This window comes from Pseudomonas costantinii (assembly GCF_001870435.1).
GTDB classification, from domain to species: domain Bacteria; phylum Pseudomonadota; class Gammaproteobacteria; order Pseudomonadales; family Pseudomonadaceae; genus Aquipseudomonas; species Aquipseudomonas costantinii.
This window is the reverse complement of the sequence record NZ_MDDR01000052.1, coordinates 137,829-158,889: the sequence shown is the minus strand read 5'-3', so window position 1 is coordinate 158,889 and position 21,061 is coordinate 137,829. Positions and strand designations below refer to the sequence as shown.

The window sequence follows — 21,061 nt, the reverse complement described above, 5'->3', positions numbered from 1 at the left end:
GCTGGTTGCCGATGGGCGCGGGGAGGAGTGCTGACGGGTAGAGGCGCACAGGGGCATTAGCGTTTTGTCTTGGCAGCTAATATCATCCAAGCGCTGCATACATGGATGATCATTACTTTCCCTATGGGGCTGCTTAAATGGAAAGAAGCTACTTTTTGACGATGCTTTTACTGGTCCTTCATCAGATAGATGCTGCCTTTTGGCGCGAGTGGGAGTTGTTTTTCTTGCCCGGTGGTGTTCAAGGCTTTCTGCTCTTCAATGCCTTAGTCATACCCGTGTTAATGATTGGGTATCGGCATGTTTTACTGGGCACGAGTCGCGCGTCGTTCTTTGCCAAGATCTGCGCTGGTTTAGGTACGCTGACATTCGTTATCCATGCCGGACTCGCTCTGGCTGGCGCGCATCAGTTTCATTTGCCCGCTTCTATTGCCGTCATAATTCTTTGTTTGATCAGCTCGATATGGTTGCTGGTCAATACCCGAAATCACGATGCTAGGCTTGCTGACTCTCCTGCGATCTGATGCGTTTAAGCGGCTAGGCCGCGCCTTCGTACGCATCGGACTGCTCTCAGGCTTCCGGTGGAGGTTCTTGAACAGTCTCAAGCCTGCCGTGAAAGGTGGAGAGCAGTCCGATGCGCTCTCATAGAGAGGATCGGGCAGTTAACGTGAGGCTCACGTTTGGCGCTGGTTGTTCAGTCGTAAATTCCGTAGCTCAGGTCATCCGTATCGCAATCGATCAAAAGCATTGCGTTGCCGAAGTACAGGGCTGCCAACATGCGCTCCCACTTCGAATAAACCTGCATGTTAATGGCTAGCTTTTTGTCATCCAGCTTTGCGCTGTAGACCTCGCCAAAGGCGATGGTTGGTTTCCAGCGATCGCCGGTTTCACGTTCGCCTTTGATGCTCACGTGCAGAGCATGTTTCAGGCTGTAGTTGCTGCGTGAGGATGACGAGTAGTGGCTGCTCCGGTAACTGCCTTCTGGCTCCGGATCGAAGTAGATGTGAAGTGTTTTGTGTGAGTAGCTGCCGTCTCCTTCCTCAATACGGATTTCCGGACGCTCCCATTGGCCTTCTGCTGCGCTGTCCTTGTGATGCTCGATGAATTCGTCGAGCAGGGCCTTCAGCGATACCTCGCCAGCTATCAGGCCATCGCCGGTAAGCACCTCAGTGATCGACTTGTCCGCCTGCTCCAAGATGATTGCGCCCAGGCCAGCCGCTTCCCACCGCTGACGAAGCGCATTCGCCACTACTGCGTTGTAACGCTGAAGGTCGAACACGTCGGAGACGTTGGCCGGCAACGCAGCCTTGACAGCCTCCTTGATGGCTCCGCCGAAATCGCCATAGGAGCGGAAGGTGTCGCTAACAACTTCTTTGAACAGCTTCTCGATACCCTCGTCGATCAGCTCGCGCGGGCGGTCTGACTGGGCGTATGCAGTGACGCGCTCGGCAAGCAGCGCTTGAAGGGTTTGTTCGCTCATTTGAGGCTCCGTGCTTGATGGGTTGTTTTCCCGCTGCCACCGATGCGGTGGCAGAAGTGAAAAGGTCCGTCATGCAGTCAACGCGATCAGCTTCTGGCGGCAGTCGCGAACCTCGGCCATGCAGCGAGCGGCTTCAGTCTTGTCACCGCCGCGCAGCGCTTGCTTGGCCCAGTGCGTCCAGTCATCAATGAAGCCTTGAAGGTCCGCGGCGAGCGCTTGCTGGGTGCTGACGAACTGACCTTTGTCGTTACGAATAGCCATGGTGAATTCCTCTTGGTTGTCATCCCAAGCAGCCCTCGCGAGAAGGCTGCTCAGTGATGCTTTCCACCGTGACCCGCTACTGGCGTCGGTCACCGGATTGAATCAATTGTTCTTCCAGCCGCGGGCCTTTCGGCTTGTTCTCCCGCTGGATAACTGTTCTTGGCGCTTTACGCTGCACGCCCGGGTCAGTTGCCAACCCTCTGAACCGTTGAGGCCGGTTCATCGCTGCCTTTGAATCTGGGCCGGTGGTGATCCGGCAAGGGTGAAGCTGTGTGACTAAAGAACTGGTCAGGCCCTGAGGCCCTTCGCAGTGGCTGTGTGTCGCTGCGATGGAGTTAATTTAGCCTCAAGCTAAAATATCGTCAATAGCTCCAAGCTAAATATTTAGCGATGGGCGAAATTATCGCGATCCGCCAGGTCTCGCTGAGCCGATGCCTGAGGTCCATAAACGCTTTACGCGTCAGTTAGCAGTGAGCTATGATTTTTCCATTAGCTGTATGGATGTACAGCATTTAATCGGGAGGGAATTTCATGGCAAAGAAGCAGACGGCACTGGCAGCACAGCAGGAAATGAGCGGCATGGAGCGCCTCGCGCTGCGCGTCTCATCGATGATCAATCACCCCGTGGCACAGACGCAGCGCTGGGTGACGATTCATCGCCTGGACACGGATGGGGATCGGGAGTGGGAGGAGGTGCTGAGCGTGATCGCTGATACCGACGAACTCGAGCTGACGCTCAATGACGATGGCAGCGTGACGGTTAGGTGGGAGCAGCAGGAAGTCGAGTCAAAGGGAAGGGGAGAGGTCGAGTTTGAACCGGAAGAAGAGGCGGCGCCATTCTGACGCGCATAAAAAAGCCCGCGCTTTGCGGGCTCACTTAAGAATGGTTATTCAGTCATTAATGGGCGAGTACTTCCCGCTTACTGAATCCCTGTAGACGATCTCACTGAACAGTCTGGGGCCGTCGCGCATCGTGACCAGGGCTTGCTTTGCCTCTTCCTTGGTTTCAAATGGGCCGGCACCCACTGCCAGGCCAGCCATTGGAACAACCGGAAGTCCTGTGCTGGCAATTGCCGCAATGGTTCGCTGCTGTTCTTCTTCGTCACGGCAGGCAGTTGATGCAACCCATCCATTTTTAAGGCGCGGGGCGGCTACTGGCTCGACGTCTGCACCGCAGTGCTTGCACTTGACCGCAGCAGTCTTGATGCTCTCGGCGCACATTGGGCAGGGGCGAGTATCTTTCTCTACCTGGGCGGCAGTAGGGGAGCCTTTACCACCCAACAAAACCATGAGCAACCCGGCGAGCGCAATCACTCCGCCAACAATGGTATGGATCTGGCGGTCAGCCATGAGCCCCAGGTTATTCACTCTGCCGCCGACGCCAGTCGGCACGGAGACATCCATACTCAGCGCGAAGATTAGCCAGCAGACGCCTATGATCAGCGCGAACGTCCCAAATCCTTTCATCGGATCCCTCCCATAATTGAGCCAGCACTTTACCATCCGTGGCGTACAGCCACCATTGGCGAGGAGGGAGGCATGGGGCGTACTTCGACTACGCTTACGAAGGTCAAGTGATGGATACGCTCATGAACTCGTACAGAATAATGAAAACCAAAGATGGCTGGGGCTTGTTTCGGACTGGCTCAGTTAAGCCACTTGCTGCAGCATCGACCAAGGACGGGTTGGTAGCGCTGGCGACTCCCTTTATCGCAGGAGCGGCAGCGTCCGTGAGAGTCCACAATGAAAACGGCACCTTCCAGGAGCTGAGGTTTTAGCGGGCAACAAAAAGCCCGCACGGGGCGGACTCTCTGTAACCCCAGGGCGCCGATCCTTCAGCCTGCTCAATGGTGGCGTGCCGACAGGTAGACGCGAGAAGCCCGTGCCAGGCAGCCTATCGATGATGCTTAAGCAGAGATATGAGCATAAACGCGAGCACCAATACACTGACCCCTACCGCAACTCTCCCGATCATTCGGAGCTTTTTCCGGTGCTTGGCGAGGCCGCGATCCTGAATACCGTATGTGTAGCGGCTCTCCAGGGAAAATGCAGCGATCGCTATTATCGGCGGCATTGCTAGGATTGTGCACGAGATTACATTTTTCATAACCCGAATCTCCGTAGCGAATTCGCATGGCATTATGCCGCCGTGTTGGTGATGTGAGTCAATCCAGGTCAAAAAGAAGAGCGGCGACTGAACTGCAAGCTACCAGAAACAAGAAGCCCGGCGCTGGGCTGTATGTGCTCAATCAATTGATGGCAAAATAGCTCCTTGCCGAATCGAGCAACCCACAAGCGGAGCGTGTTATGTCAATGGAGCTGGGAGGTAATGGCGGGACTGAAACCTCAGAGAGCACAGTGTTTTTTAGTGATGAGGATACTGAGGTAAGCCTCCGCTTCGAATCTGATGACCAATCAATTTGGGCTACCAGTCAAAACATAGCTGACCTGTTTGGTGTGGACGTATCAAATGCTCGAAAGCACATTCGAAATATCTACTCCGATGATGAGCTAGAGAAAACGGCAACTAAGGCAAAATTTGCCTCAGTTCAAATTGAAGGTGGTCGCGAAGTTATCCGCCCCGACGTAGCACACTACAGCCTCGATATGATCCTCTCGGTCGGCTATCGGGTGAATGCTAAGAGGGCCGTAAAGTTTCGGCAGTGGGCGACTCAGACCCTCAAGGCATACATCGAACAAGGCTACGTAATCAACGAGAAGGCTCTCCGCGAGTCTCCCGAAAAGCTAAACAAGCTGGCCGCCGCGGTTCGAGCGCTTCGATCTGAAGAAAAACAGGTTTATGCGAAGGTCCGAGAATGTTTCAGGATTTGCGCTTCAGATTACGACCCTCTCTCGAAGGAGGTCAGAAGCTTCTATGCCCTGCTGCAGGACAAGTTTCATCACGCAGTCACTGGCATGACCAGCTCAAAGCTGATCCTCGATCGCGCAAACCATAAGTCTCAAAATATGGGCATGCAAGCCATAAAAGGTACATCGCCAACGCTGGAAGAAGCAAAGACCGGTAAAAACTACCTGAATAACGAAGAGCTTTATCGGCTTCATTTGCTCTCTGAGCAGTTCATGCTATACGCCGAAAGCACCGCTCTCACTAAGCGCCCAATGACTATGGCGTCGCTGCATGGAAAGCTAGATGCTCTACTCATATTCAACGACTATCCCGTGTTCAGCGGGTACGAAGATTACATTAAGGAAGAGGCTGTGAGCCACGCTCGACAGGAGCTTGGGCTGTATAAAAAACGCCTAAAAATCGAGTCGCTTGGTTACGAGTATGACGAAGACGCTTTAGCGGCCGGCGAATACGACGAACTGCTGATTGACGCATAGTTCACATACCGGGCGTCAAGCTGGCGCCCCCCATAAATCAGAGATGCACCACTTGCTCAGCCTTTCCCCCGCACAATCCTTCCCGCCTTCACCTCATCCGCGTGCACCATAGAAGTGGCTCAGTACCATCAGTTCGAACACCGCCACCAGCACACAGAGTGCAACAAATCCAGGGCTGAATACTCGCTTGCGATCAACTGACCCGCCAAGCCAGCCCCCGCCCGTGAAGACGTCCACTACCGCCAAGAGAGTCAGTAGGGCGTAATACCCTGCCTTGCTCCAGAATGCTTGTGTTCGCCGCTGATACATCTGCGTTACTCCGCAGCTCTCGTTATGCGACTGCTCTTCACTTCATCCGCATAACCCGCCAGCCTATCCTCTACATCCTGAAAGCTCAGCGCGATCTTCATCAGATCGTTAGCGCCTTGCTCGTCCCCTGCTGCCAGAAGACGCTTGGCAAAGACAAACAGATCGACGCCTGACCACTTGAGCAGGGCCGCAGCCTCTTTAAGGTCGCGGCGCAGCTGCTGGTTTGGCTTGGTGAGTGGCATGGCGTTAGACCGGTTGTCCATTCCAAACGAATAGGATGCGTCCCTGTATGTACGTGTCATCCTTCCTTATCGTGCGCGGCCCGTGTAATGGGTTGTCCGACAGCATCTCGAAATTATCTTCGTCCAGCACCTGAAGGCGCTTTATATAGAAGTGGTTTTGCCAGGTGAGTGCGTAAATGCCGTCGCCCGTGAACTCCCTGATGGTCACGTCGATCAATAGCGGATCACGGCTCTTGATGGTCGGAGCCATCGATTCACCTTGGCCGCTGATCATCTTGAGATGGAAGTGGTCTTTGAACTGGACACCCAGCTCACGGAGGTGACTAGGGCTGACCCGTACATCTTGAAAGGTTTCCGGGTAGTCGTGCGGCACCTGTCCGTCGCCCATCGCTCCGCGGACGTCATAGTGCGCAATCCACACCTCGTCGCCTACCTGGCCGGGGCGGGAGAAGTCGACGGTTATGACGTTGCTCGTCTCGTCAGCTGCCGCGATGATCCGGTCCCGAGCGGCACTCGACAAGCCTCTGACCTTCGAAAGCATTTGCCTGACCTGGTCGGATGCAGTCTGCGTCAAGGCTTCGCCCGTCGAAGCGCCTTCGGTGTAGTCACCAACTAGAGCATTCGACTCGTCAGTCGAGATGGAGTCGAACCAACCCCTGGGCAATTTCTCGATAGCCTCGATTCGTCGGGCAACATCGTCCCCCAGATTCTTCGCAGTCTTGTCCGACAGGATCTGACTGAGGTGCGCAGGTGCCATTCCCCAGCGCTCGGCGCACGCGCCTTTTCGCTGGTTTCCTATGAGGCTGATCAGTTGCTGTTTACGAATCGCATAAATATCCATGCGGGCAAGAATGCCAGCGTTTAGCTCAATGCTAAATGTGCTCAAGGCTAAATATTCCTTGCTACGATATTAGCCATAAGCTAAATTTCTCCCATGTTTAAGGAGAGATCCCATGAATGACCATCTGCGTGACTGGCTCGCCAGCGCTTCAAACGAACGGCGCCAGTCAGTGGCTGCCGCTGCCAAGACGACGGTAGGGCATCTGTGGCAGTTGGCGGGCGGCCACCGAAAGGCCTCGGCTGACCTGGCAGAACGCCTTCAGGACGCATCAGGTGGAGAGATCACCATCGCTGGTTTGCGACCGGATCTTCTCGACCTCGCCCACAAAGTCCTGCGCGGCGCCGCTTGATACCCCTGTCCTTCGATCCATGAACAAAGTTTCGCCCACCCACTGGCAGGGCGCCACGGAAACAAATTTGAGGTTTTACGAATGGAAGATTTTCTGCGGGCTTGCCAGAGCGCTGTTCTGGATAACGAGGCAAAGGTACTGGCGGCAAAGATGGGTGTTCCACACGTTGGCCTGCTTCAGCGTGCGAACCCGGACAACGAGGCTCACCACCTGACCGTGGAGCATCTGTTCGGGATCTTGCTGCACACCGGCGATATGCGCCCGTTGCTGGCTCTGGCCAATGAGTTCGGCTTTGACCTGGTATCGAAGTCAGCGCCGGAGCCGCAAGCGCTCACCAAGTCACTGATCAACGTGGGCAAGGAAGTCGCCGACCTGACGATCGCAGTGCACGAAGCACTGGACGACAACCACGTCAGCACTTTCGAAAAGAGCCTGATCCGCCAGGAGATCAATCACGTACGGCAGAGCCTTGACGTGATGGATGCGTCGGTTAAGGCAGCCTGAATTACAGGCACAAAAAAGCCACCGGACGAGGGTGGCTTTTTCTACAGCGGTAAACAACTGGAGCGAATCATGCACCAACACACAGAATCGATCAATAGCCCCAACAATCTCGCGCCACGTTTTTCTCAATCTGAAAACGTGGCGCGGATTAAACCAGTGACACCTTTCGACTTCCACGGCTTTCCCGTCCGCGTAATTGACGACGGTCACGGGGAGCCATGGTTCATCGCCAAGGACATCGCCGAAGCCCTGGGCTACTCCAACACGTCGAAGGCGATCAATGTCCACTGCAAAGCGGTCAGCACCTGCCATACCGAAATGGGAGGTCAGGTCCGCGCAGTGCAAATCATCCCTGAACGCGATCTCTACCGGCTGGTGATGAAGTCCAAGCTTCCGGCTGCCGAGCAGTTCGAAGAGTGGGTGGTGGGCCAGGTCCTGCCGAGCATTCGCAAGACCGGTTCCTTTTCCGCCCAAGGCCCGAACAACTCCAAGATCGTCGGCGAGCTGGCGATTCTCGAATGCTTCGACCGCCTGCTGAAGCCTGCGAACTCCAGCAAGATGATGATGCTTGCCAAGATCGCTGCCAATAACGGCCTGGACGCCAAGTTCCTCCCGGGCTATGCCGTTGATGCCGCCCCTGATGCTGCTGGAGGCTCTTCGATGCCGACCAAGGCAATCACCGCGCTGATCAAAGATCATGGCATTGCCAGCACGGCCCGCGCCTTCAACCTTGCACTTGAGGCCCATGGCTTCCTCAAGGTCCTGCAGCGCAAAAACTCCAAGCAGGAAATGGTCGACTTCTGGTCGGTGACCGAGAAGGGCATGGCCTACGGCAAGAACCTCACCAGCCCTCAATGCCCCCGCGAGACGCAGCCTCACTGGTACGTGGATCGCTTCCTTGAATTGGCCGCTAAGGTCGGGAAGGCCTGACATGCAATACACCGTCACGATTAACCAGGTGAAGGCGCTGGAGTGGGGGCTGAATTCTCAGCAGGCCCTGCTGTTTGCCTTCGTCTACGGCTGCCCGAGCTGGACCAAGCCAATCAAGACCGATGACGGGGTCTTCTTCGCGCTGAGCAAGGCAAAGATCACTGAGGAGCTGCCGCTGCTCACAGACAAGCCAGACACCGCTTACCGCATGCTGAAGGCCCTGGAAGAGGCCGGTTTGATTGAGCTTTCCAGCACTTCGAACATCACGCTTTTTCGCCTTACCGAGAAGGCCATCGAGTGGAACCAGAAGCTTGATGGGTCGGAAAAATATCCGACCCCACCAAAAAACAAAGGTCGGAAAAATATCCGATCTACCTCGGATAAATCTCCGAGCAAGGTCGGAAAAAAATCCGAGCAAGGGTCGGATAAATCTCCGACAAATCAGGATACCAATCATCAGGGTACCAATCAGGACACCAGTCAGGACTTGCAGGACGCCACCGGCAAGCCGGCTCAGTCCCGCGGCTTGGTGCTGGTGGTTGACCGCACCGATACTCCCCGTGTCGAGATTCCCGCCGATATGCCGGGCCCCAAAGACCAGACCTGCAAAACCTTCAAGGTTTGGGCGAACTACGCCATGGCTTACCGCAAACGCTACAGCGCCTGGCCGGTGTGGAACGCCAAGGTCGGCGGCCAGCTCGGACAGTTGGTCGACCGACTCGGCGCCGATGTCGCCCACCACGTCGCTGCCCACTTCCTGAAAACCAGCGATGCCGCTGTGCTGCGCAAGTGCCACAGCCTCAACGAGCTGCTGGCCAACGCCGAGAGCTACCACACCCAGTGGGTGACCGGGCAGCGCATCAACGGCACCACTGCCCGCCAGATGGAACGGACTGAGGCAAACCACTCCGCAGCGGAGCAGGCCGCCCAGATGGTTTTGGCCAAACGCCAAGCAGGTGACCGCAATGAATACCTTTGAAATGAATGACCAGCAGGTTGCCGGGCTTGCAGCCGCTATCTGCGCAACAGCTGAGGCCATGGGCCAGGAAATGAATCCAGGCACCGCCGCGATGATGGCCGAAGACCTCTGCGCGTATCCGGTGCCCGTCGTCAAGGCTGCGCTCAAGGCCTGCCGCTTCGAAGTGAAGGGCAAGCTGGCTATGGCCGACATCCTGCAGCGGGTGCAGTCCTCCGATGGGCGCCCTGGCAAGGACGAGGCCTGGGCCATCGCTATGACGACCAACGACGAATTTGAAACCGTGGTGCTGACCGATGAAATCCAACTGGCTCTGGCCGCTGCGAAACCCATCTTGGATGGCGGCGACAAAATTGGTGCCCGCATGGCGTTCATCGACGCCTACCAAAGGTTCGTGGGCCAGGCCCGTGAGGATGCGAAGGCGGTCAATTGGCACGTGTCGGTGGGCTTCGACGCCAACCGCCGCATCCAGGCCGTTACCAAGGCTGTGGAGTTGAAACGCATTCCCCAAGAGCACGGCCAGAAGTACTTGGCTGACCTGAGCATTGTTCCAGTCACCGAGGATGGCCGCGCCATTGCCGGCTTACTCACCGGCGCCGTCACCCAGCCTGCACCAGTGCTGCGCCAGAAGCTGGAACTGGTCAAAAACTCGATGCTGGAGATGCGTAAGGCCAGTACCGAACGAAAAACCGAAATGCGGATTGAAGCGGCCAATGAGTTGGCGAACCGCCGGGCGCTGCTGATCAAGCAGGCCCGAGATCTGGAAGAGAAGAGGGCGGCGCAATGACCGACAAGATCAGCGTCAACTGCCAGGCCAAACTCTCTGAGGCTATCACCAAGTTGAGCGCCATGTACCGAGACAAGAAGTTCGTGGTGGTCTCCCTGCGCCCGGGCAAGGACCGCACGCTTGACCAAAATCGGTTGTGGTTCGGGATGTACAAGCGCATCGCCGAAATGACCCAGATCGGTGACGCGGCCGACGCCCGCCGCTACTGCAAGCTGCACTTCGGCGTGCAGATCCTGCTGAACGAGGATGCTGGCTTTCAGGCCGAGTGGTATCGCGTCATGCGCCATCTGCCGTACGAAACAAAGCTGGCCATGATGGGGGAGTGCCATTTGTTCGGCCCCGACGGTTTCCCGGTGACCAGCCTGTTCAATCGCGCCCAGGGCATCAATTACACCGACCGCATCGCCGCCTATTTCACGGGCCAAGGTGTGGTTTTCACTGATCTACTCAGCAAGGAGGCTGCATGATCGCCAAGCAACCCAAACCAAAGAAGTGCAAGAACCCTGCATGCGGCATCAGCTTCCCGCCGCAGCGCCTGGGCCAAGCCGTGTGCAGTCCGAAATGCGGGCTGGCCATCAAGGATGTGAACCAGGCGAAGGCGCGCAAGTCGCTGGCCGATATCGGCCGCAAGGAGCTGCGCGCGGCAAAGGTGAAGATCAAGTCGCGCGCCCAGCACATGAAAGAGGCGCAGGCCGCCTTCAATGCCTGGATTCGCGAGCGGGATATCGGCCTGCCGTGCGTAAGTTGCGGCCGGCACCACAACGGCCAATGGCACGCCGGGCACTACCGCACCGTCGGTGGCAACCCAGAGCTTCGCTTCGAGCCGCTGAACGTGTGGCGCCAGTGCGCGCCGTGCAACAACCATAAATCGGGCGACATCGTGAACTACCGGCTGGAGCTGGTGAGGCGCATCGGTGCCGAAAAAGTGGATTGGCTGGAAGGACCTCATGATCCCCAGCGCCATACCATCGAGCAGTTGCAGGCCATCAAGGCCGACTACCGAGCCAAAACCCGTGAACTCAAGAGGGCTGCAGCATGACCTATCGCAACGTTGTTTCAGCAGTAGTTCGAGCCTTGGCGGCCGAGACAATCACCTCCGCCGGCGGCTGCGACTTCGAGCCCAAGGTTCAGTGCGCCAAGCAGAAGGGGGAAATCGTCGGAAAGGAAGCGGCGCTGCTCCAGGACTGCTGGGTCTTTGGCCGGCTGCACAAGGCGCTTACCCCGGCGCACTGGCGCGCCCTGGTGGCGAAGTACTCCACACACGAGGAGCGGAAGCACGGCGCCATTCTGGAACTGCTGAATTCGGTGAGGTCGCCGGCACCGAAACGGTTCCGCGAGTGCGCGGTGCTGACTTGGGCAATTCCGCAGGTTGCCGGTGCCGAGGGCAAACGTTCTGCCGCAGTGCTGCCGGCCGCCTGGTATGACATCACCAATTGGGACAACGACGGCAAGCCAGAATCCACCCGTTACCGGTGGCGTTCGTCGATCCGCAAGGCACTGGATGACCAGGTAAACGAGGCGCTGACGGCTGCCCAGGAACTTCTCGACGCAGAGGGCTTGATCGAAAGTCGAGCTGCATAGCAAAAAGCCATTGCAATGAGTGAGAAAGTGAGAGAATATTTATCCATCCTGTCGATCTTGCGCGTTAGGGATTAACAATAAAAGCCTGGCTATGTAGCTGGGCTTTTTGCTTTGTGCAAGTTGTGAAATGATCAAGCTTCAATTGATTGATAGGGACTTGTGATGGACGCCGCAACAACTGCTGAAGTGAACAGAATTGTAGATGCTGTTGAAAAAATGGCCCTGAACCATTTCTCTGACAGGGATTTAGTCGGTCAGCCTTTTGAGACAAATATTTCTTTCGGCGACGATCAGCCTGCCCGCGCAAGGCTGATTGGCGAAGAATTGCAGATTCGCTTGCGGGAAAAATTTGCTAGCTCCCGAGTGAGAGTTGATTTGGTTGCGACAAACTACGCAGTTAAGATCATCAGGGGTTAGGTGCTCCAGGCAGAAAGACGCTATCAGGCCTCGGATATCTCCGAGGTTTTAGCATTTTTGGGATACTGACTGAGTGGCATAAGGTTGAATGCGTGCGCGTAGAGACCTCGTCCATGGCTGGGTGTTTAGGTATCTGATTCAGGGTCATGTCGACGGTCACTCAGGCTGGAATTCTGCCTACTCCGGCCATTCTCAAACGCCCAAGTGCCGGATTTGGTTGATAAAAGCTGCGCGCGCTGATATTCATGCCTCCCCCCCGAAGAAGGATGTGGTATGAGCAAGTTCAGTTGGAAAAAGAATACTGTAAACGGCAAAGATATTTATCAGGTATATATCAGCGGGCAGCCACACGGCAACCCAATGAATACCGAAGAGGAAGCGAACTCTATGGTTCAGTGGCTTGAGCGTAAAGAGCGTGAGCGCGAGGCCGAGCGAGATTCTGGCCCTCAGTTCTGACATACCAAGTTTTCTATAAACCTCGTTAAACGGGGTTTTTTATTGCCTGAAATTCACCTGTAGCCAGGACAGCCTTCGGGAAGGCCTGGACGTCGATAGCCGGTAGTGCGACGTACGGAAACAACATCGGCAGCCCGCGCATTCTGACCCGACTGTGCTTCCAGGGTGGCGCGAGACACGAGCGGCGAGATCGATGCATTGGGGCGTCGACGCCGGGAAGGTCTTTGGCAGACAGCGCGGAAAGACGCGCACACCTATTTATGGCCTCAGCATTCGCTGGGGCTTTTTCGTTTCTGGAGCACAGCAAATGTCCGGCTTTATTCAATCCCATGACTACGTGCCGGGCATGTCCGGCTGGATATTCAACAAAGACACCGGTGAGTTCGAGATTTACAGCTCGAGCGGAAATATGAGTACTGATGCTCAACTGATCACCGTCACGGCGGGCGACTGGTCTGACTACGATCTGCCAGCAAACGCGCTCGAGCGACTGGCCTTCATCACTGCTGAGCTGGACAAGATCCCGGCAGATTGCCGAGGGGGCGCTGAGTTCACGACCGAAGACATCTCTTTTGATCGTGATGGTTCCGATGTGCGCACAACGCTGACCTACGTCCGGCAAGAAACGCCGGACGAGGTCATGGCTCGTATCGAGAAGGGGCAGCTATCAGTGCGGATTAACGGTCTTGGCGGTGCAAACTTCAGTATCTATCACGACGGTCAGCTTCGCGTTCAATTTGGCATTCTTTCAGAGCCAGGCCCTTTCATTGTTGCCGGCGGAAAGGTGTATCTGCGGAAAGAGGTTATTGATAAAACCTCAAATGCTTTTTCATAACTCCAGCGGAAGATCGGGCGGCTGTTAACCGCCCGGAGAGTACGCCATCGGAGCAAACGAAAAAGCTGACCAGCCTTTTGTTTTCAAGTTGCGCGCGTCCTGCTCTGTAAGCCACCAGCGAGACTCAAGATCGTTAAGGTTAATCACACTCTCTTGTGGTGTGACCCCTTCATAGTCCTTGCGGAGCTCATCTGGGAGGGCCGAGAAGGGGATTGTCGGAAGCTTGACCAGGACAGTCCTGTGGCCTTGGCGGTTGAAGTCAGGGTAGAACTGAATTCTCACAGCCTCCGGGTCGATAGGCTGGACTAAAACTCTCACACCAAGAGCTTCCAAGGCTTTTTCAAGCGCTTCCATTTTGGAAGTATGGAGGAAGTCGACCAGGCGATCTCCTTGTGTTTGGGCAAGGCCAAGCCGCTTGCACAGATCGGCCTTGCGCATATTCTGCGCCATCATTTCGTTCCAAAGAACGATCTTGGTCACGGTTACAGCCGAAAGACGAATAACGTACTCGTCTGGCAGGGCTGGGGACGCCTGCGGAATTGCCCGGCGCTGATCTACGTAGATCGACAGGGCTGTCTCAATCGCATCCTCGGCTTCGCGGAGGGCGTGATTTTTGTCATCGCCGAAGCTGTTCAGCTCTGGAAGATCGCGGCAGAAAACTGCCAGACCTGGCGTGCTGTCATCCTGCTCAAATCGAATTGCATAGTCGTACATGGTCACTCCCTGGAGGTGATCGTTCAGCATTCAGATGTGGTGAAGGGGGCTCTCAGAGCCCCAGTTGTTTAATGATCGCCTTGCGGGTCGGTTCTGGCATTTCTTTACTGCCGTGATCCGCGAAGGTGCTCCTGTTGCCGTTTGGGGCGGTTACTTTGAAGTGGCTTCCTTTGCCTGCTTCGAAGATCACCCCTTGGGCCTTCAACCATCGTCTGAACTCGCTGAACTTCATCACCTCGCCTCGTTGTTTGGATGAGCCCAGCATACTACGTTTTTGTGGTAATACTACAATTTTGTAGTGTTTATTCTATATTCCATGGCCGGCGTAGGTCATACACCCACAACTCCCTGACGGGGAGGAACCGAGATGTCCAACATGCCAGACAAACCAGACACCTGGCTCATCGTGCTTGCATGGCTGAGTCAGCATTCGCCGACGCTTTATGCCGCAGGACTATCTGCCTTGATGGCTGGCATCAGGATCATCTATGGCGGCGGTACTCGTCGTCAGGCGCTACTTGAGGCGGCAATCTGCACCCTGATCACGATTGGCTTGATTCCGGTCCTTGAGTACTTCGGCCTACCGCAGAATCTGGCAACAGCTGCCGGGGTGTTCATTGGGTTTCTGGGCGTCAAGAAGCTTGCCGACATTGCCGATCGGGTATCGGAGCTCAAATTTCCAACTCGTGGGGCAGGGCAGTAATCCGCGCCACGTTTTCGAGTGCGCCAAATCGTGGCGCTAGATAAGCGCCTTGGGAGATGCGCCCGTATTCCAGTCCTTTTTTTGCATCGCCAACATTGCTCGTTCTTTGGTGAGTTGCTTAACGACTGGCGGGGAGTCGCTGACGTATATGTATAAAAAATAGCGACCTTCGGAGTCGAGAATGATCTGGAAAACGGTCGAGGCTCGGGTGCTATATCCGTGACTCGTCTTATCCAGAAGTATCTCGTAGGACTGAATACCATATTGAACCAATGTGGCTTCAAACGCTGCTTTCAGGTCCTCTTTCATCTGGCGAGATATTCGTATGTCGCGGACTATGGAGAAGATGATAAGGGCCGCGAGTGGAGACATCACCACGGCTGCTGCAATGATAAGCATCGTCCCGCCAGACACCATTCCCTTGACTCCCTGTACCTTAATGTTTGAGCGGAGTGTAGATCAGCATGAGCAATGTCACCCGCCTGCGCCACGTGCTCCCGATGAGCCAGGACATCAACAAGGCTTTGTTCGATCTGGATAGCGCCATCATCAAGGCAATCGACGCTGCAAAGGCCGCTGGATTGCCTCAGGGCCTAATTGTCGCCGAGTTGCACGGGCACGCCCACGCACAAACCTACATCATGGTGACCTGAATGACCGTCAAGGTTCTTGAGTTCAAGCGGGAGGAATGGCGCGACGCCGCCAAGACCCTGCGCAAGATTGCCGATGACCTCGACGCCGGCGAGCATCCCGAGTGTACGGTCGGTGCATTGACGCTAATCGGCGCGAAGGGAGAGGTGACCGTGTTTGGCCTCGGCCCGAAGTGTGACGACCTGCAGTGTCTCGGTGCGATGCGCCTTGGTGAGCAGAAGCTGATTGACGTGCTGCTCGACAGTTCAGAAGGGTAAATTGCTGACCCCGTTCTTCGCCCGCATCAGACTTTCGCTCTTTTCAATGTAAAGGCGAGCATGGCTGTCGAGACTATCCCCGGCATCAGAAATATGCATGTGAGCTGGGGTAAATTACGCGTGCAGTAAGCGATGACCATACCCCAAATCATTGCAATCACAGCGCCGGATGCAAGTAAACGTGCACTGCGCACGACGGGCGCGGCCGCCATTGCAAGTGCATAGATCTTCCATGCTGACCATATCGCGAATGCTGAGATGACTAAGGCGCCTATAAGCCCTAGCGTCACGAGCGGAGGATTCTTGCCGACAAAAATGAGCGGGATAAAAAAAGCTACGACGCCGACTGCAAAGAGGATGGTAATTGGTAAAAAACCGGCAAATGCTGCAATTGTCAGCCCGATGCGTAGCTTTATCAGGTTATCCATTTCCTACACCTTGAGCTCTATAGCGTTATCGGGCGGACTTATAACCGCCAACGCGCCACTATTTCAAGCATCAGAGAGAAGCTATGACAACCAAGCAACCCGACTGGGAGGTAATCGAACGCGCCTACTGGGGCGGGTTGCTTTGTTCTATCACCTTCGCACCCAAAGCATCCGCACAGCGTTCAAGGTCATCGGAATCATCTATTACGATATCCCCCTTGGGGAAAGGTGTTGGATGCATCCGAGACTGGGGCGGGTTCGGCTCAGCGCTAGTCTGAATAACGAACTCCCCAGATTCTTTGCCGTTCTCATGCTGATCTAGGTCTGTCGGTGTCATGTGGGTCGCCCTGCCGATTGTTCGATTCTCACTGATACCGGCAACCCAACATCATTTCAAGTCCTGCCCAAGCGAGGCACCAAAGTCTCAAGGAACCCCTATGGCGCTGACAGCAAAACAGCAGCGCTTTGTCGATGAGTACCTGAAAGACCTGAATGCTACGCAAGCGGCGATTCGTGCGGGTTACAGCGCCAAGTCGGCTAACGTTATCGCTGCGCAGAACTTAGCAAAACTTAACATCCAATCCGTAATCGCTGATCGCATGGCTGAAAGAGGCCAGAAGGTCGCTATCACTCAGGAAATGGTGCTTGAGCGTCTATGGATGATCGCCACCGCCAATCCCAATGAGCTGATCGAGCATCGTCGAGGGTGTTGCCGCCATTGCTTCGGTATTGACCATCAGTACCAGTGGAAGGATGAAGAGGAGCTGCTTAAGGCGGTATCTGATAAAGCCGACCCTGACGATGTGTCGGAGGACGGTGGATTTGGGTTTGACCCAACGATACGGCCGCACCCCAAGTGCCCAAAATGTAGAGGTGAAGGGTTTGGCTCAATCCATGCTCATGACTCACGCCATGTGAGCCAAGCAGCATTGGCACTGTATGCCGGTGTGAAGCAGACCAAGGAAGGCTTCGAGATCAAGATGCACGACCAGTTGGCTGCGCTCGACAAGGTGGCCAAGCACCTGGGCATGTTCTCCGACAAGTCCACCTCGCCACTTGATGATGAACTGAAGCGCCTTGAAGTCGAGAAGCGCCGCGCAGAACTCAAACTGATAGAGAAGGGCGGCGGCAACTCAAACGCCCAACTGCTGGCTGATCTGATCGCGAGGTTGCCGTCATGATCACTAACACCGGCAACTTGATGTTCGACCGTCAGTTGTCGCGCTGGTATCCGCTCAAGGATCACCCGGTGCAACTCGCCCTGGTGGCGGCTGTGTCGGAAGGCATTCGCTTCCCCCTGGTGCCTGCTGGTCGCCGTAGTGGCAAGACCGAACGATTCAAGCGCTTCCTTGTTAAGCAGGCATCGGCCTACAACGGAATGTACTTCGCCGCGGCACCAACGCACGCCCAGGCAAAGAAAATCTTCTGGGACGACCTGAAGGCTTTCACGCTGAGTTGCATGCACAGTCGCCGGCCATCCGAGTCGGACCTGATCATCTACTTGGATAACGGTAGCGAGATCCATGTCATCGGCTTAGACAAGCCGCAGCGGATTGAGGGTATCCCGTGGACTGGCGGCGGCATCGACGAATTCGCCGACATCAAGCCGGATGCTTGGGAAGCGAACATTCTCCCGGCGCTGAACACCGTCAACCCGACCATGCCGGATTACAGGGCCTGGTGCTGGTTGCTCGGCGTGCCGGACGGCCTTAACCACTACTACGATCTGTGCATGCAGGCAGAGTCGGGCAATGACCCGAACTTCCGGGTGTTCCATTGGAAGTCTGCCGAGATTCTTCCGGCTGACGTGATGGACGCAATGAAGCGGGCCATGTCTGCCAAGCAGTTCAAGCAGGAATTTGAAGCATCGTTCGAAACGGCGTCTGGCCGGATCTACGAGGACTACAGCAAGGCGAACACCACGAATGCAGCCATTGAGCCGCATGAGCAACTGATGTGGATGCACGACCAGAACTTCACGCCTCTGTCATCCGCCATCGGTGTGCGGCGTAACGAAGGCAAAGACCTTTACCTGCTGGATGAGATCGTGCTGATCAGCGCCGTTTCGAAGCAGTCGGCTGCTGAGTTCGTGGACAAGTTCAAGGACCACAAGAACAAGCACGTCCTGATCTATGGCGACCCGGCGGGCAAGGCTGGCGAGAAGCATGGTCACGCGTCTGACTATACCGACATCGAGGGCGTGTTGAAGGCCAACGGTTGGACGTACACCCGAAAGGTCAAGCCTGCTCACCCATCCATCAAGGATCGGCAGAACGCCGTTCGGGCGAAGATCCTGACGGCATCAGGTGAATCCAGCCTGTTCATAAACCCGGTCAGCGCTCCCTGGTGCCACAAGGGTTTGAGTACGGTTCAGCTCCAAGCCGGCTCTACCTTCCAGGAAGACCAGAAAAACGACTACCAGCACATCACCACAGCGATCGGATATTGCATCGACGTTGAGTGGCCGTGCACCAAGCCTGTCACCTCCATCAAAATGGGATACGCCCGATGAGCAACGACGTCTCCTTCAAGCGGGCGGAATACACGGCAGTGCTGGACCGCTGGGCGACCGTTCGCGATGTCTGCGCCGGCCAGCACCGGGTTATCGATCGGCTGCCGTACATCAACGCGCACGACAAGTCGCCGGAGAACGAAGATCGGAACCGGGCTTACCGCGAGCGAGCAGTGTTCAAGAATGCCACCGGGCACACCCGTAACGGGCTGCTGGGCCTTGCCTTCCACAAAGACCCGACGCTGACAGTGCCGAAGAAGCTGGAATATCTGCAGGACAACGCCAACGGCTCCGGAGTGAGCATTTACCAGCACTCACAAGGCACGCTTGAGAAGGTGCTTGAGGCTGGCCGTCACGGCCTATACGTCGACTATCACCAGGATGACGGCATCGGCGGTCACTCGGTGATCCTGTCCTATTGCGCTGAAGACATCATTAACTGGCGCACGGGCATGGTGAACGGTCACAGCGTGCTGACGCTGGTGGTGTTACGTGAGTCTCCGGAAATTCCTGATGGATTTGGCTTCAAGACGGTTGAGCAGTATCGAGAGCTGGCACTGGAAGCTGACGGGTTCGTCTGTCGAGTCTGGCGCAGGTCCGGTCCTAAAGGTGGCGGGCCGCTCACAGTCACCGAAGAGTTCAAGCCTGAAGGTGTCACCGGGCGCCTCAAAGAGATCCCGTTCACCTTCGTCGGCGCTCAGAACAACGACCCAAGCATCGACGAGTCGCCGCTCTACGACATTGCCATGATCAACCTGGGCCATTACCGGAACAGTGCCGACTACGAAGACAGCGTCTTCTGGTGTGGCCAGGCCCAGCCGTGGATCAGTGGCCTGGATGAGCAGTGGCGCGACTGGATGGAAAAGAACGGTGTCTATGTGGGCTCCCGGGCGCCAATGATGCTGCCAGCCGGCGGCCAGTTCGGTTACGCGCAGCCACTGCCGAACACGTTGGTCAAGGAGGCCATGGCTGACAAGAACCAGATGATGATCGAGCTGGGTGCCCGGATGGTGGTTGCTTCACTTGCGACCAAGACCGCCACCGAGTCCCGTGGCGATCAGTCGGCATCGACATCTGTCCTTGCCGGCTGTGTCGCCAATGTCAGCGAAGCCTATACGCGGGCCATCATGTGGTGTTGCACCTACATGGGCATCGCCGACAAAAAGGTTGCTTACCAGGTCAATCAGGAGTTCGTCGAACTGACGGCTGATCCGCAGATGATCACGGCTTTGGTTGGCTTGTGGCAGAACGGCGGTTTCGCTAAGGCTGACTTGCGGGCCTACCTGCGCAAACTGGGGCTGATTGCGCCGGAACGCACTGACCAGCAGATCGACGGTGAGCTGGAAGAGCAGGGCGACGGCCTGGGCCTGGAAGATGAGGGCAAAGTAGATGGCGGCGAACCAAGCAATACTTGATGCGACCATCCGGCACGCGGTCTTCCTCGAAAAGCTCAAGGCCGGGGAGGTGGGCAAGTTCGCTCCCTTCCTCAAGGAGATTGACCGCTCGATCCGTGACCGGCTCACCCAGTCGGACCTGACCGAGTACAACACGAAGCGCCTGGAAGCGCTGCTGAAGGAGGTGGATAGCCTGCTGCTGGGCATCTTCGACCGCTACAGCGCGCAACTAAACCTCGATCTGGTGGATATCGCCAACTACGAGGCGCAGTTCGAAGCGACAAGTCTGGCCAAGTCGGCGCCGGTAGGTGTGTCGCTGGATGTGGTCGCTCCGACGGCCGCTGCAATCCGTACCGCTGTACTGACAAACCCGCTCAGTGTGCGTGGCACTGGTGGCGGAAAACTGCTCAAGGCCTTCATCAAGGGGTGGACCGGCGCCGAGCGTGAGCGCGTCACCGGCACCATCCGGCAGGGCTTCTTCGAAGGGCAGACGAACTTCCAGATCATCCGCGGCATTCGCGGCACCAAGGCGGCAGGGTACAAAGACGGCATTCTCGCTACCACCAACCGCAACGCCAGCACGGTCGTGCACACCTCCATTCAGCATGTGTCGTCCCAGGCACGGATGGAGGTGGCCAAGGCCAATACGGACATCGTGCAAGAGATCCAAATCGTTGCGACGCTGGACAGCAAGACCAGCCAGCAATGCCGCTCACTGGATGGCCGCAGGTTCCCGGTTGAGTCGGGGCCAAGGCCGCCGTTTCACCCGAATTGCCGAACCACCTTCACCATGCTGACCAAACTAAGCGTTATGTTTGCTAAGGGCGCTACACGTGCTTCGGTGGGGGCTGACGGTGCTGGGCAGGTCAGTGCGAGCCTCGATTATTACCACTGGCTACAGCATCAACCAGCAGCGTTTCAGGATGTCGCAATTGGTCCTGTTCGAGCAAAACTGTTCCGTGATGGTGGTTTAACCGTTGAGCGTTTCACCGAGCTGCAGCTTGATCGAAACTTCGCGCCGCTGACCTTGGCGCAGATGAAATCGCTGGAACCGCTTGCGTTTGAGAGTGCAGGAATATGAATGGCCGAGTT

At 56.2% G+C, this 21,061-nt stretch carries 30 protein-coding genes; 21 read left to right on the top strand and 9 right to left on the bottom strand.

The window, feature by feature from the left end; translation table 11 throughout:
* Positions 1–137 precede the first annotated feature (137 nt).
* Complete coding sequence (locus BFL40_RS27680; protein WP_017479588.1) at positions 138–521, top strand: DUF6713 family protein; 384 nt, start codon at positions 138–140, stop codon at positions 519–521.
* 170 nt (positions 522–691) lie between these two features.
* On the opposite strand, the gene BFL40_RS27675 is transcribed toward BFL40_RS27680, so the two are convergent.
* Together BFL40_RS27675 and BFL40_RS27670 are read right to left on the bottom strand one after the other, a co-directional pair.
* The gene (locus tag BFL40_RS27675; RefSeq protein ID WP_071483912.1) at positions 692–1,477 is read right to left on the bottom strand and encodes a hypothetical protein; all 786 of its coding nucleotides are present in this window, start codon (positions 1,475–1,477) and stop codon (positions 692–694) included.
* Between the two features lie 69 nt (positions 1,478–1,546).
* Positions 1,547–1,738 carry a hypothetical protein gene (locus BFL40_RS27670; RefSeq protein ID WP_071483913.1) on the bottom strand — a complete coding sequence of 64 codons (192 nt, stop codon included), beginning with the start codon at positions 1,736–1,738 and terminating at the stop codon, positions 1,547–1,549.
* A 531-nt stretch (positions 1,739–2,269) separates the two neighbouring features.
* On the opposite strand from BFL40_RS27670, the gene BFL40_RS27665 reads away from it, so the two are divergent.
* Positions 2,270–2,581: a DUF1654 domain-containing protein gene (locus BFL40_RS27665; RefSeq protein ID WP_071486916.1), complete on the top strand. Its 312-nt coding sequence runs from the start codon at positions 2,270–2,272 to the stop codon at positions 2,579–2,581.
* A 48-nt stretch (positions 2,582–2,629) separates the two neighbouring features.
* Here the strand turns inward: BFL40_RS27665 and BFL40_RS34405 are convergent, their stop codons facing one another.
* Positions 2,630–3,205, bottom strand: a complete 576-nt coding sequence (locus tag BFL40_RS34405) for a hypothetical protein (RefSeq protein WP_235864768.1) — start codon at positions 3,203–3,205, stop codon at positions 2,630–2,632.
* A gap of 840 nt (positions 3,206–4,045) precedes the next feature.
* On the opposite strand from BFL40_RS34405, the gene rhuM reads away from it, so the two are divergent.
* Positions 4,046–5,083 carry a RhuM family protein gene (gene rhuM, locus BFL40_RS27645; protein ID WP_071486913.1) on the top strand — a complete coding sequence of 346 codons (1,038 nt, stop codon included), beginning with the start codon at positions 4,046–4,048 and terminating at the stop codon, positions 5,081–5,083.
* A 314-nt stretch (positions 5,084–5,397) separates the two neighbouring features.
* Here rhuM and BFL40_RS27635 read toward each other — a convergent pair whose 3' ends face one another.
* Together BFL40_RS27635 and BFL40_RS27630 are read right to left on the bottom strand one after the other, a co-directional pair.
* On the bottom strand, positions 5,398–5,634 hold the full coding sequence (locus tag BFL40_RS27635) for a hypothetical protein (protein ID WP_071486911.1): 237 nt from the start codon (positions 5,632–5,634) through the stop codon (positions 5,398–5,400).
* A gap of 4 nt (positions 5,635–5,638) precedes the next feature.
* Positions 5,639–6,475, bottom strand: coding sequence for a S24 family peptidase (locus BFL40_RS27630; protein ID WP_071486925.1), 837 nt, complete (start codon positions 6,473–6,475; stop codon positions 5,639–5,641).
* 112 nt (positions 6,476–6,587) lie between these two features.
* Here BFL40_RS27630 and BFL40_RS27625 point away from each other — a divergent pair, with 112 nt between their 5' ends.
* The 11 genes from BFL40_RS27625 (at position 6,588) to BFL40_RS27575 (ending at position 13,310) form a co-directional block, all read left to right on the top strand.
* The gene (locus tag BFL40_RS27625; RefSeq protein WP_017479602.1) at positions 6,588–6,824 is read left to right on the top strand and encodes a helix-turn-helix domain-containing protein; all 237 of its coding nucleotides are present in this window, start codon (positions 6,588–6,590) and stop codon (positions 6,822–6,824) included.
* Positions 6,825–6,905: 81 nt separating this feature from the next.
* Positions 6,906–7,328, top strand: a complete 423-nt coding sequence (locus BFL40_RS27620) for a phage regulatory CII family protein (RefSeq protein WP_071486910.1) — start codon at positions 6,906–6,908, stop codon at positions 7,326–7,328.
* Between the two features lie 69 nt (positions 7,329–7,397).
* Positions 7,398–8,258, top strand: a complete 861-nt coding sequence (locus tag BFL40_RS27615; RefSeq protein WP_071486909.1) for a BRO-N domain-containing protein — start codon at positions 7,398–7,400, stop codon at positions 8,256–8,258.
* Position 8,259: 1 nt separating this feature from the next.
* Positions 8,260–9,237, top strand: a complete 978-nt coding sequence (locus BFL40_RS27610; protein WP_071486908.1) for an SIR2 family protein — start codon at positions 8,260–8,262, stop codon at positions 9,235–9,237.
* The gene (locus BFL40_RS27605) at positions 9,224–10,021 is read left to right on the top strand and encodes a hypothetical protein (RefSeq protein ID WP_071486907.1); all 798 of its coding nucleotides are present in this window, start codon (positions 9,224–9,226) and stop codon (positions 10,019–10,021) included. Before BFL40_RS27610 ends, BFL40_RS27605 begins: the two co-directional genes overlap by 14 nt.
* Entirely contained in the window at positions 10,018–10,488 is a 471-nt protein-coding gene (locus tag BFL40_RS27600) for a hypothetical protein (RefSeq protein ID WP_071486906.1), read from the top strand. Before BFL40_RS27605 ends, BFL40_RS27600 begins: the two co-directional genes overlap by 4 nt.
* A complete protein-coding gene (locus BFL40_RS27595) occupies positions 10,485–11,060 on the top strand; it encodes a recombination protein NinG (protein ID WP_071486905.1) in 576 nt (191 codons plus the stop codon). Before BFL40_RS27600 ends, BFL40_RS27595 begins: the two co-directional genes overlap by 4 nt.
* Entirely contained in the window at positions 11,057–11,602 is a 546-nt protein-coding gene (locus BFL40_RS27590) for a hypothetical protein (protein ID WP_071486904.1), read from the top strand. The genes BFL40_RS27595 and BFL40_RS27590 overlap by 4 nt, the downstream gene beginning before the upstream one ends.
* Positions 11,603–11,764: 162 nt before the next feature.
* Positions 11,765–12,019 (top strand): hypothetical protein, encoded by a 255-nt coding sequence (locus tag BFL40_RS27585; RefSeq protein WP_071486903.1) that lies wholly within the window; start codon positions 11,765–11,767, stop codon positions 12,017–12,019.
* Between the two features lie 273 nt (positions 12,020–12,292).
* Positions 12,293–12,475, top strand: a complete 183-nt coding sequence (locus tag BFL40_RS27580; RefSeq protein ID WP_071486902.1) for a hypothetical protein — start codon at positions 12,293–12,295, stop codon at positions 12,473–12,475.
* 193 nt (positions 12,476–12,668) lie between these two features.
* Positions 12,669–13,310 carry a hypothetical protein gene (locus BFL40_RS27575; protein WP_139213543.1) on the top strand — a complete coding sequence of 214 codons (642 nt, stop codon included), beginning with the start codon at positions 12,669–12,671 and terminating at the stop codon, positions 13,308–13,310.
* 24 nt (positions 13,311–13,334) lie between these two features.
* Here BFL40_RS27575 and BFL40_RS34395 read toward each other — a convergent pair whose 3' ends face one another.
* Both BFL40_RS34395 and BFL40_RS27565 read right to left on the bottom strand, forming a co-directional pair.
* The gene (locus BFL40_RS34395; protein ID WP_071486900.1) at positions 13,335–14,024 is read right to left on the bottom strand and encodes a type II toxin-antitoxin system HicB family antitoxin; all 690 of its coding nucleotides are present in this window, start codon (positions 14,022–14,024) and stop codon (positions 13,335–13,337) included.
* A gap of 52 nt (positions 14,025–14,076) precedes the next feature.
* Positions 14,077–14,256, bottom strand: coding sequence for a type II toxin-antitoxin system HicA family toxin (locus BFL40_RS27565; RefSeq protein WP_071486899.1), 180 nt, complete (start codon positions 14,254–14,256; stop codon positions 14,077–14,079).
* A gap of 135 nt (positions 14,257–14,391) precedes the next feature.
* Between BFL40_RS27565 and BFL40_RS27560 the strand changes: the two genes are divergently transcribed.
* The gene (locus BFL40_RS27560; RefSeq protein ID WP_071486898.1) at positions 14,392–14,727 is read left to right on the top strand and encodes a phage holin, lambda family; all 336 of its coding nucleotides are present in this window, start codon (positions 14,392–14,394) and stop codon (positions 14,725–14,727) included.
* A 36-nt stretch (positions 14,728–14,763) separates the two neighbouring features.
* Here the strand turns inward: BFL40_RS27560 and BFL40_RS27555 are convergent, their stop codons facing one another.
* The gene (locus BFL40_RS27555) at positions 14,764–15,126 is read right to left on the bottom strand and encodes a hypothetical protein (protein ID WP_139213544.1); all 363 of its coding nucleotides are present in this window, start codon (positions 15,124–15,126) and stop codon (positions 14,764–14,766) included.
* Positions 15,127–15,191: 65 nt separating this feature from the next.
* Between BFL40_RS27555 and BFL40_RS27550 the strand changes: the two genes are divergently transcribed.
* On the top strand, positions 15,192–15,380 hold the full coding sequence (locus BFL40_RS27550) for a hypothetical protein (protein WP_071486896.1): 189 nt from the start codon (positions 15,192–15,194) through the stop codon (positions 15,378–15,380).
* A complete protein-coding gene (locus BFL40_RS27545) occupies positions 15,381–15,635 on the top strand; it encodes a hypothetical protein (protein ID WP_071486895.1) in 255 nt (84 codons plus the stop codon). It abuts the gene before it with no gap.
* A 26-nt stretch (positions 15,636–15,661) separates the two neighbouring features.
* Here the strand turns inward: BFL40_RS27545 and BFL40_RS27540 are convergent, their stop codons facing one another.
* Entirely contained in the window at positions 15,662–16,063 is a 402-nt protein-coding gene (locus BFL40_RS27540) for a hypothetical protein (RefSeq protein WP_071486894.1), read from the bottom strand.
* A 437-nt stretch (positions 16,064–16,500) separates the two neighbouring features.
* On the opposite strand from BFL40_RS27540, the gene BFL40_RS27530 reads away from it, so the two are divergent.
* The 4 genes from BFL40_RS27530 to BFL40_RS27515 are packed head-to-tail and all read left to right on the top strand — an operon-like array spanning position 16,501 to position 21,050.
* Entirely contained in the window at positions 16,501–17,244 is a 744-nt protein-coding gene (locus BFL40_RS27530) for a terminase small subunit (protein WP_071486892.1), read from the top strand.
* Complete coding sequence (locus BFL40_RS27525; RefSeq protein WP_071486891.1) at positions 17,241–18,575, top strand: terminase large subunit domain-containing protein; 1,335 nt, start codon at positions 17,241–17,243, stop codon at positions 18,573–18,575. The genes BFL40_RS27530 and BFL40_RS27525 overlap by 4 nt, the downstream gene beginning before the upstream one ends.
* Positions 18,572–19,990 (top strand): DUF4055 domain-containing protein, encoded by a 1,419-nt coding sequence (locus tag BFL40_RS27520; protein WP_071486890.1) that lies wholly within the window; start codon positions 18,572–18,574, stop codon positions 19,988–19,990. Before BFL40_RS27525 ends, BFL40_RS27520 begins: the two co-directional genes overlap by 4 nt.
* Positions 19,965–21,050 (top strand): minor capsid protein, encoded by a 1,086-nt coding sequence (locus tag BFL40_RS27515; protein ID WP_071486889.1) that lies wholly within the window; start codon positions 19,965–19,967, stop codon positions 21,048–21,050. The genes BFL40_RS27520 and BFL40_RS27515 overlap by 26 nt, the downstream gene beginning before the upstream one ends.
* Positions 21,051–21,061 lie beyond the last annotated feature (11 nt).

Bases quoted from the DNA above. Each gene is read 5' to 3' on its own strand.
- BFL40_RS27680 (WP_017479588.1), top strand. From the start codon at position 138: ATGGAAAGAAGCTACTTTTTGACGATGCTTTTACTGGTCCTTCATCAG.
- BFL40_RS27675 (WP_071483912.1), bottom strand. From the start codon at position 1,477: ATGAGCGAACAAACCCTTCAAGCGCTGCTTGCCGAGCGCGTCACTGCA.
- BFL40_RS27670 (WP_071483913.1), bottom strand. From the start codon at position 1,738: ATGGCTATTCGTAACGACAAAGGTCAGTTCGTCAGCACCCAGCAAGCG.
- BFL40_RS27665 (WP_071486916.1), top strand. From the start codon at position 2,270: ATGGCAAAGAAGCAGACGGCACTGGCAGCACAGCAGGAAATGAGCGGC.
- BFL40_RS34405 (WP_235864768.1), bottom strand. From the start codon at position 3,205: ATGAAAGGATTTGGGACGTTCGCGCTGATCATAGGCGTCTGCTGGCTA.
- rhuM (WP_071486913.1), top strand. From the start codon at position 4,046: ATGTCAATGGAGCTGGGAGGTAATGGCGGGACTGAAACCTCAGAGAGC.
- BFL40_RS27635 (WP_071486911.1), bottom strand. From the start codon at position 5,634: ATGCCACTCACCAAGCCAAACCAGCAGCTGCGCCGCGACCTTAAAGAG.
- BFL40_RS27630 (WP_071486925.1), bottom strand. From the start codon at position 6,475: ATGGATATTTATGCGATTCGTAAACAGCAACTGATCAGCCTCATAGGA.
- BFL40_RS27625 (WP_017479602.1), top strand. From the start codon at position 6,588: ATGAATGACCATCTGCGTGACTGGCTCGCCAGCGCTTCAAACGAACGG.
- BFL40_RS27620 (WP_071486910.1), top strand. From the start codon at position 6,906: ATGGAAGATTTTCTGCGGGCTTGCCAGAGCGCTGTTCTGGATAACGAG.
- BFL40_RS27615 (WP_071486909.1), top strand. From the start codon at position 7,398: ATGCACCAACACACAGAATCGATCAATAGCCCCAACAATCTCGCGCCA.
- BFL40_RS27610 (WP_071486908.1), top strand. From the start codon at position 8,260: ATGCAATACACCGTCACGATTAACCAGGTGAAGGCGCTGGAGTGGGGG.
- BFL40_RS27605 (WP_071486907.1), top strand. From the start codon at position 9,224: ATGAATACCTTTGAAATGAATGACCAGCAGGTTGCCGGGCTTGCAGCC.
- BFL40_RS27600 (WP_071486906.1), top strand. From the start codon at position 10,018: ATGACCGACAAGATCAGCGTCAACTGCCAGGCCAAACTCTCTGAGGCT.
- BFL40_RS27595 (WP_071486905.1), top strand. From the start codon at position 10,485: ATGATCGCCAAGCAACCCAAACCAAAGAAGTGCAAGAACCCTGCATGC.
- BFL40_RS27590 (WP_071486904.1), top strand. From the start codon at position 11,057: ATGACCTATCGCAACGTTGTTTCAGCAGTAGTTCGAGCCTTGGCGGCC.
- BFL40_RS27585 (WP_071486903.1), top strand. From the start codon at position 11,765: ATGGACGCCGCAACAACTGCTGAAGTGAACAGAATTGTAGATGCTGTT.
- BFL40_RS27580 (WP_071486902.1), top strand. From the start codon at position 12,293: ATGAGCAAGTTCAGTTGGAAAAAGAATACTGTAAACGGCAAAGATATT.
- BFL40_RS27575 (WP_139213543.1), top strand. From the start codon at position 12,669: ATGCATTGGGGCGTCGACGCCGGGAAGGTCTTTGGCAGACAGCGCGGA.
- BFL40_RS34395 (WP_071486900.1), bottom strand. From the start codon at position 14,024: ATGTACGACTATGCAATTCGATTTGAGCAGGATGACAGCACGCCAGGT.
- BFL40_RS27565 (WP_071486899.1), bottom strand. From the start codon at position 14,256: ATGAAGTTCAGCGAGTTCAGACGATGGTTGAAGGCCCAAGGGGTGATC.
- BFL40_RS27560 (WP_071486898.1), top strand. From the start codon at position 14,392: ATGTCCAACATGCCAGACAAACCAGACACCTGGCTCATCGTGCTTGCA.
- BFL40_RS27555 (WP_139213544.1), bottom strand. From the start codon at position 15,126: ATGCTTATCATTGCAGCAGCCGTGGTGATGTCTCCACTCGCGGCCCTT.
- BFL40_RS27550 (WP_071486896.1), top strand. From the start codon at position 15,192: ATGAGCAATGTCACCCGCCTGCGCCACGTGCTCCCGATGAGCCAGGAC.
- BFL40_RS27545 (WP_071486895.1), top strand. From the start codon at position 15,381: ATGACCGTCAAGGTTCTTGAGTTCAAGCGGGAGGAATGGCGCGACGCC.
- BFL40_RS27540 (WP_071486894.1), bottom strand. From the start codon at position 16,063: ATGGATAACCTGATAAAGCTACGCATCGGGCTGACAATTGCAGCATTT.
- BFL40_RS27530 (WP_071486892.1), top strand. From the start codon at position 16,501: ATGGCGCTGACAGCAAAACAGCAGCGCTTTGTCGATGAGTACCTGAAA.
- BFL40_RS27525 (WP_071486891.1), top strand. From the start codon at position 17,241: ATGATCACTAACACCGGCAACTTGATGTTCGACCGTCAGTTGTCGCGC.
- BFL40_RS27520 (WP_071486890.1), top strand. From the start codon at position 18,572: ATGAGCAACGACGTCTCCTTCAAGCGGGCGGAATACACGGCAGTGCTG.
- BFL40_RS27515 (WP_071486889.1), top strand. From the start codon at position 19,965: ATGGCGGCGAACCAAGCAATACTTGATGCGACCATCCGGCACGCGGTC.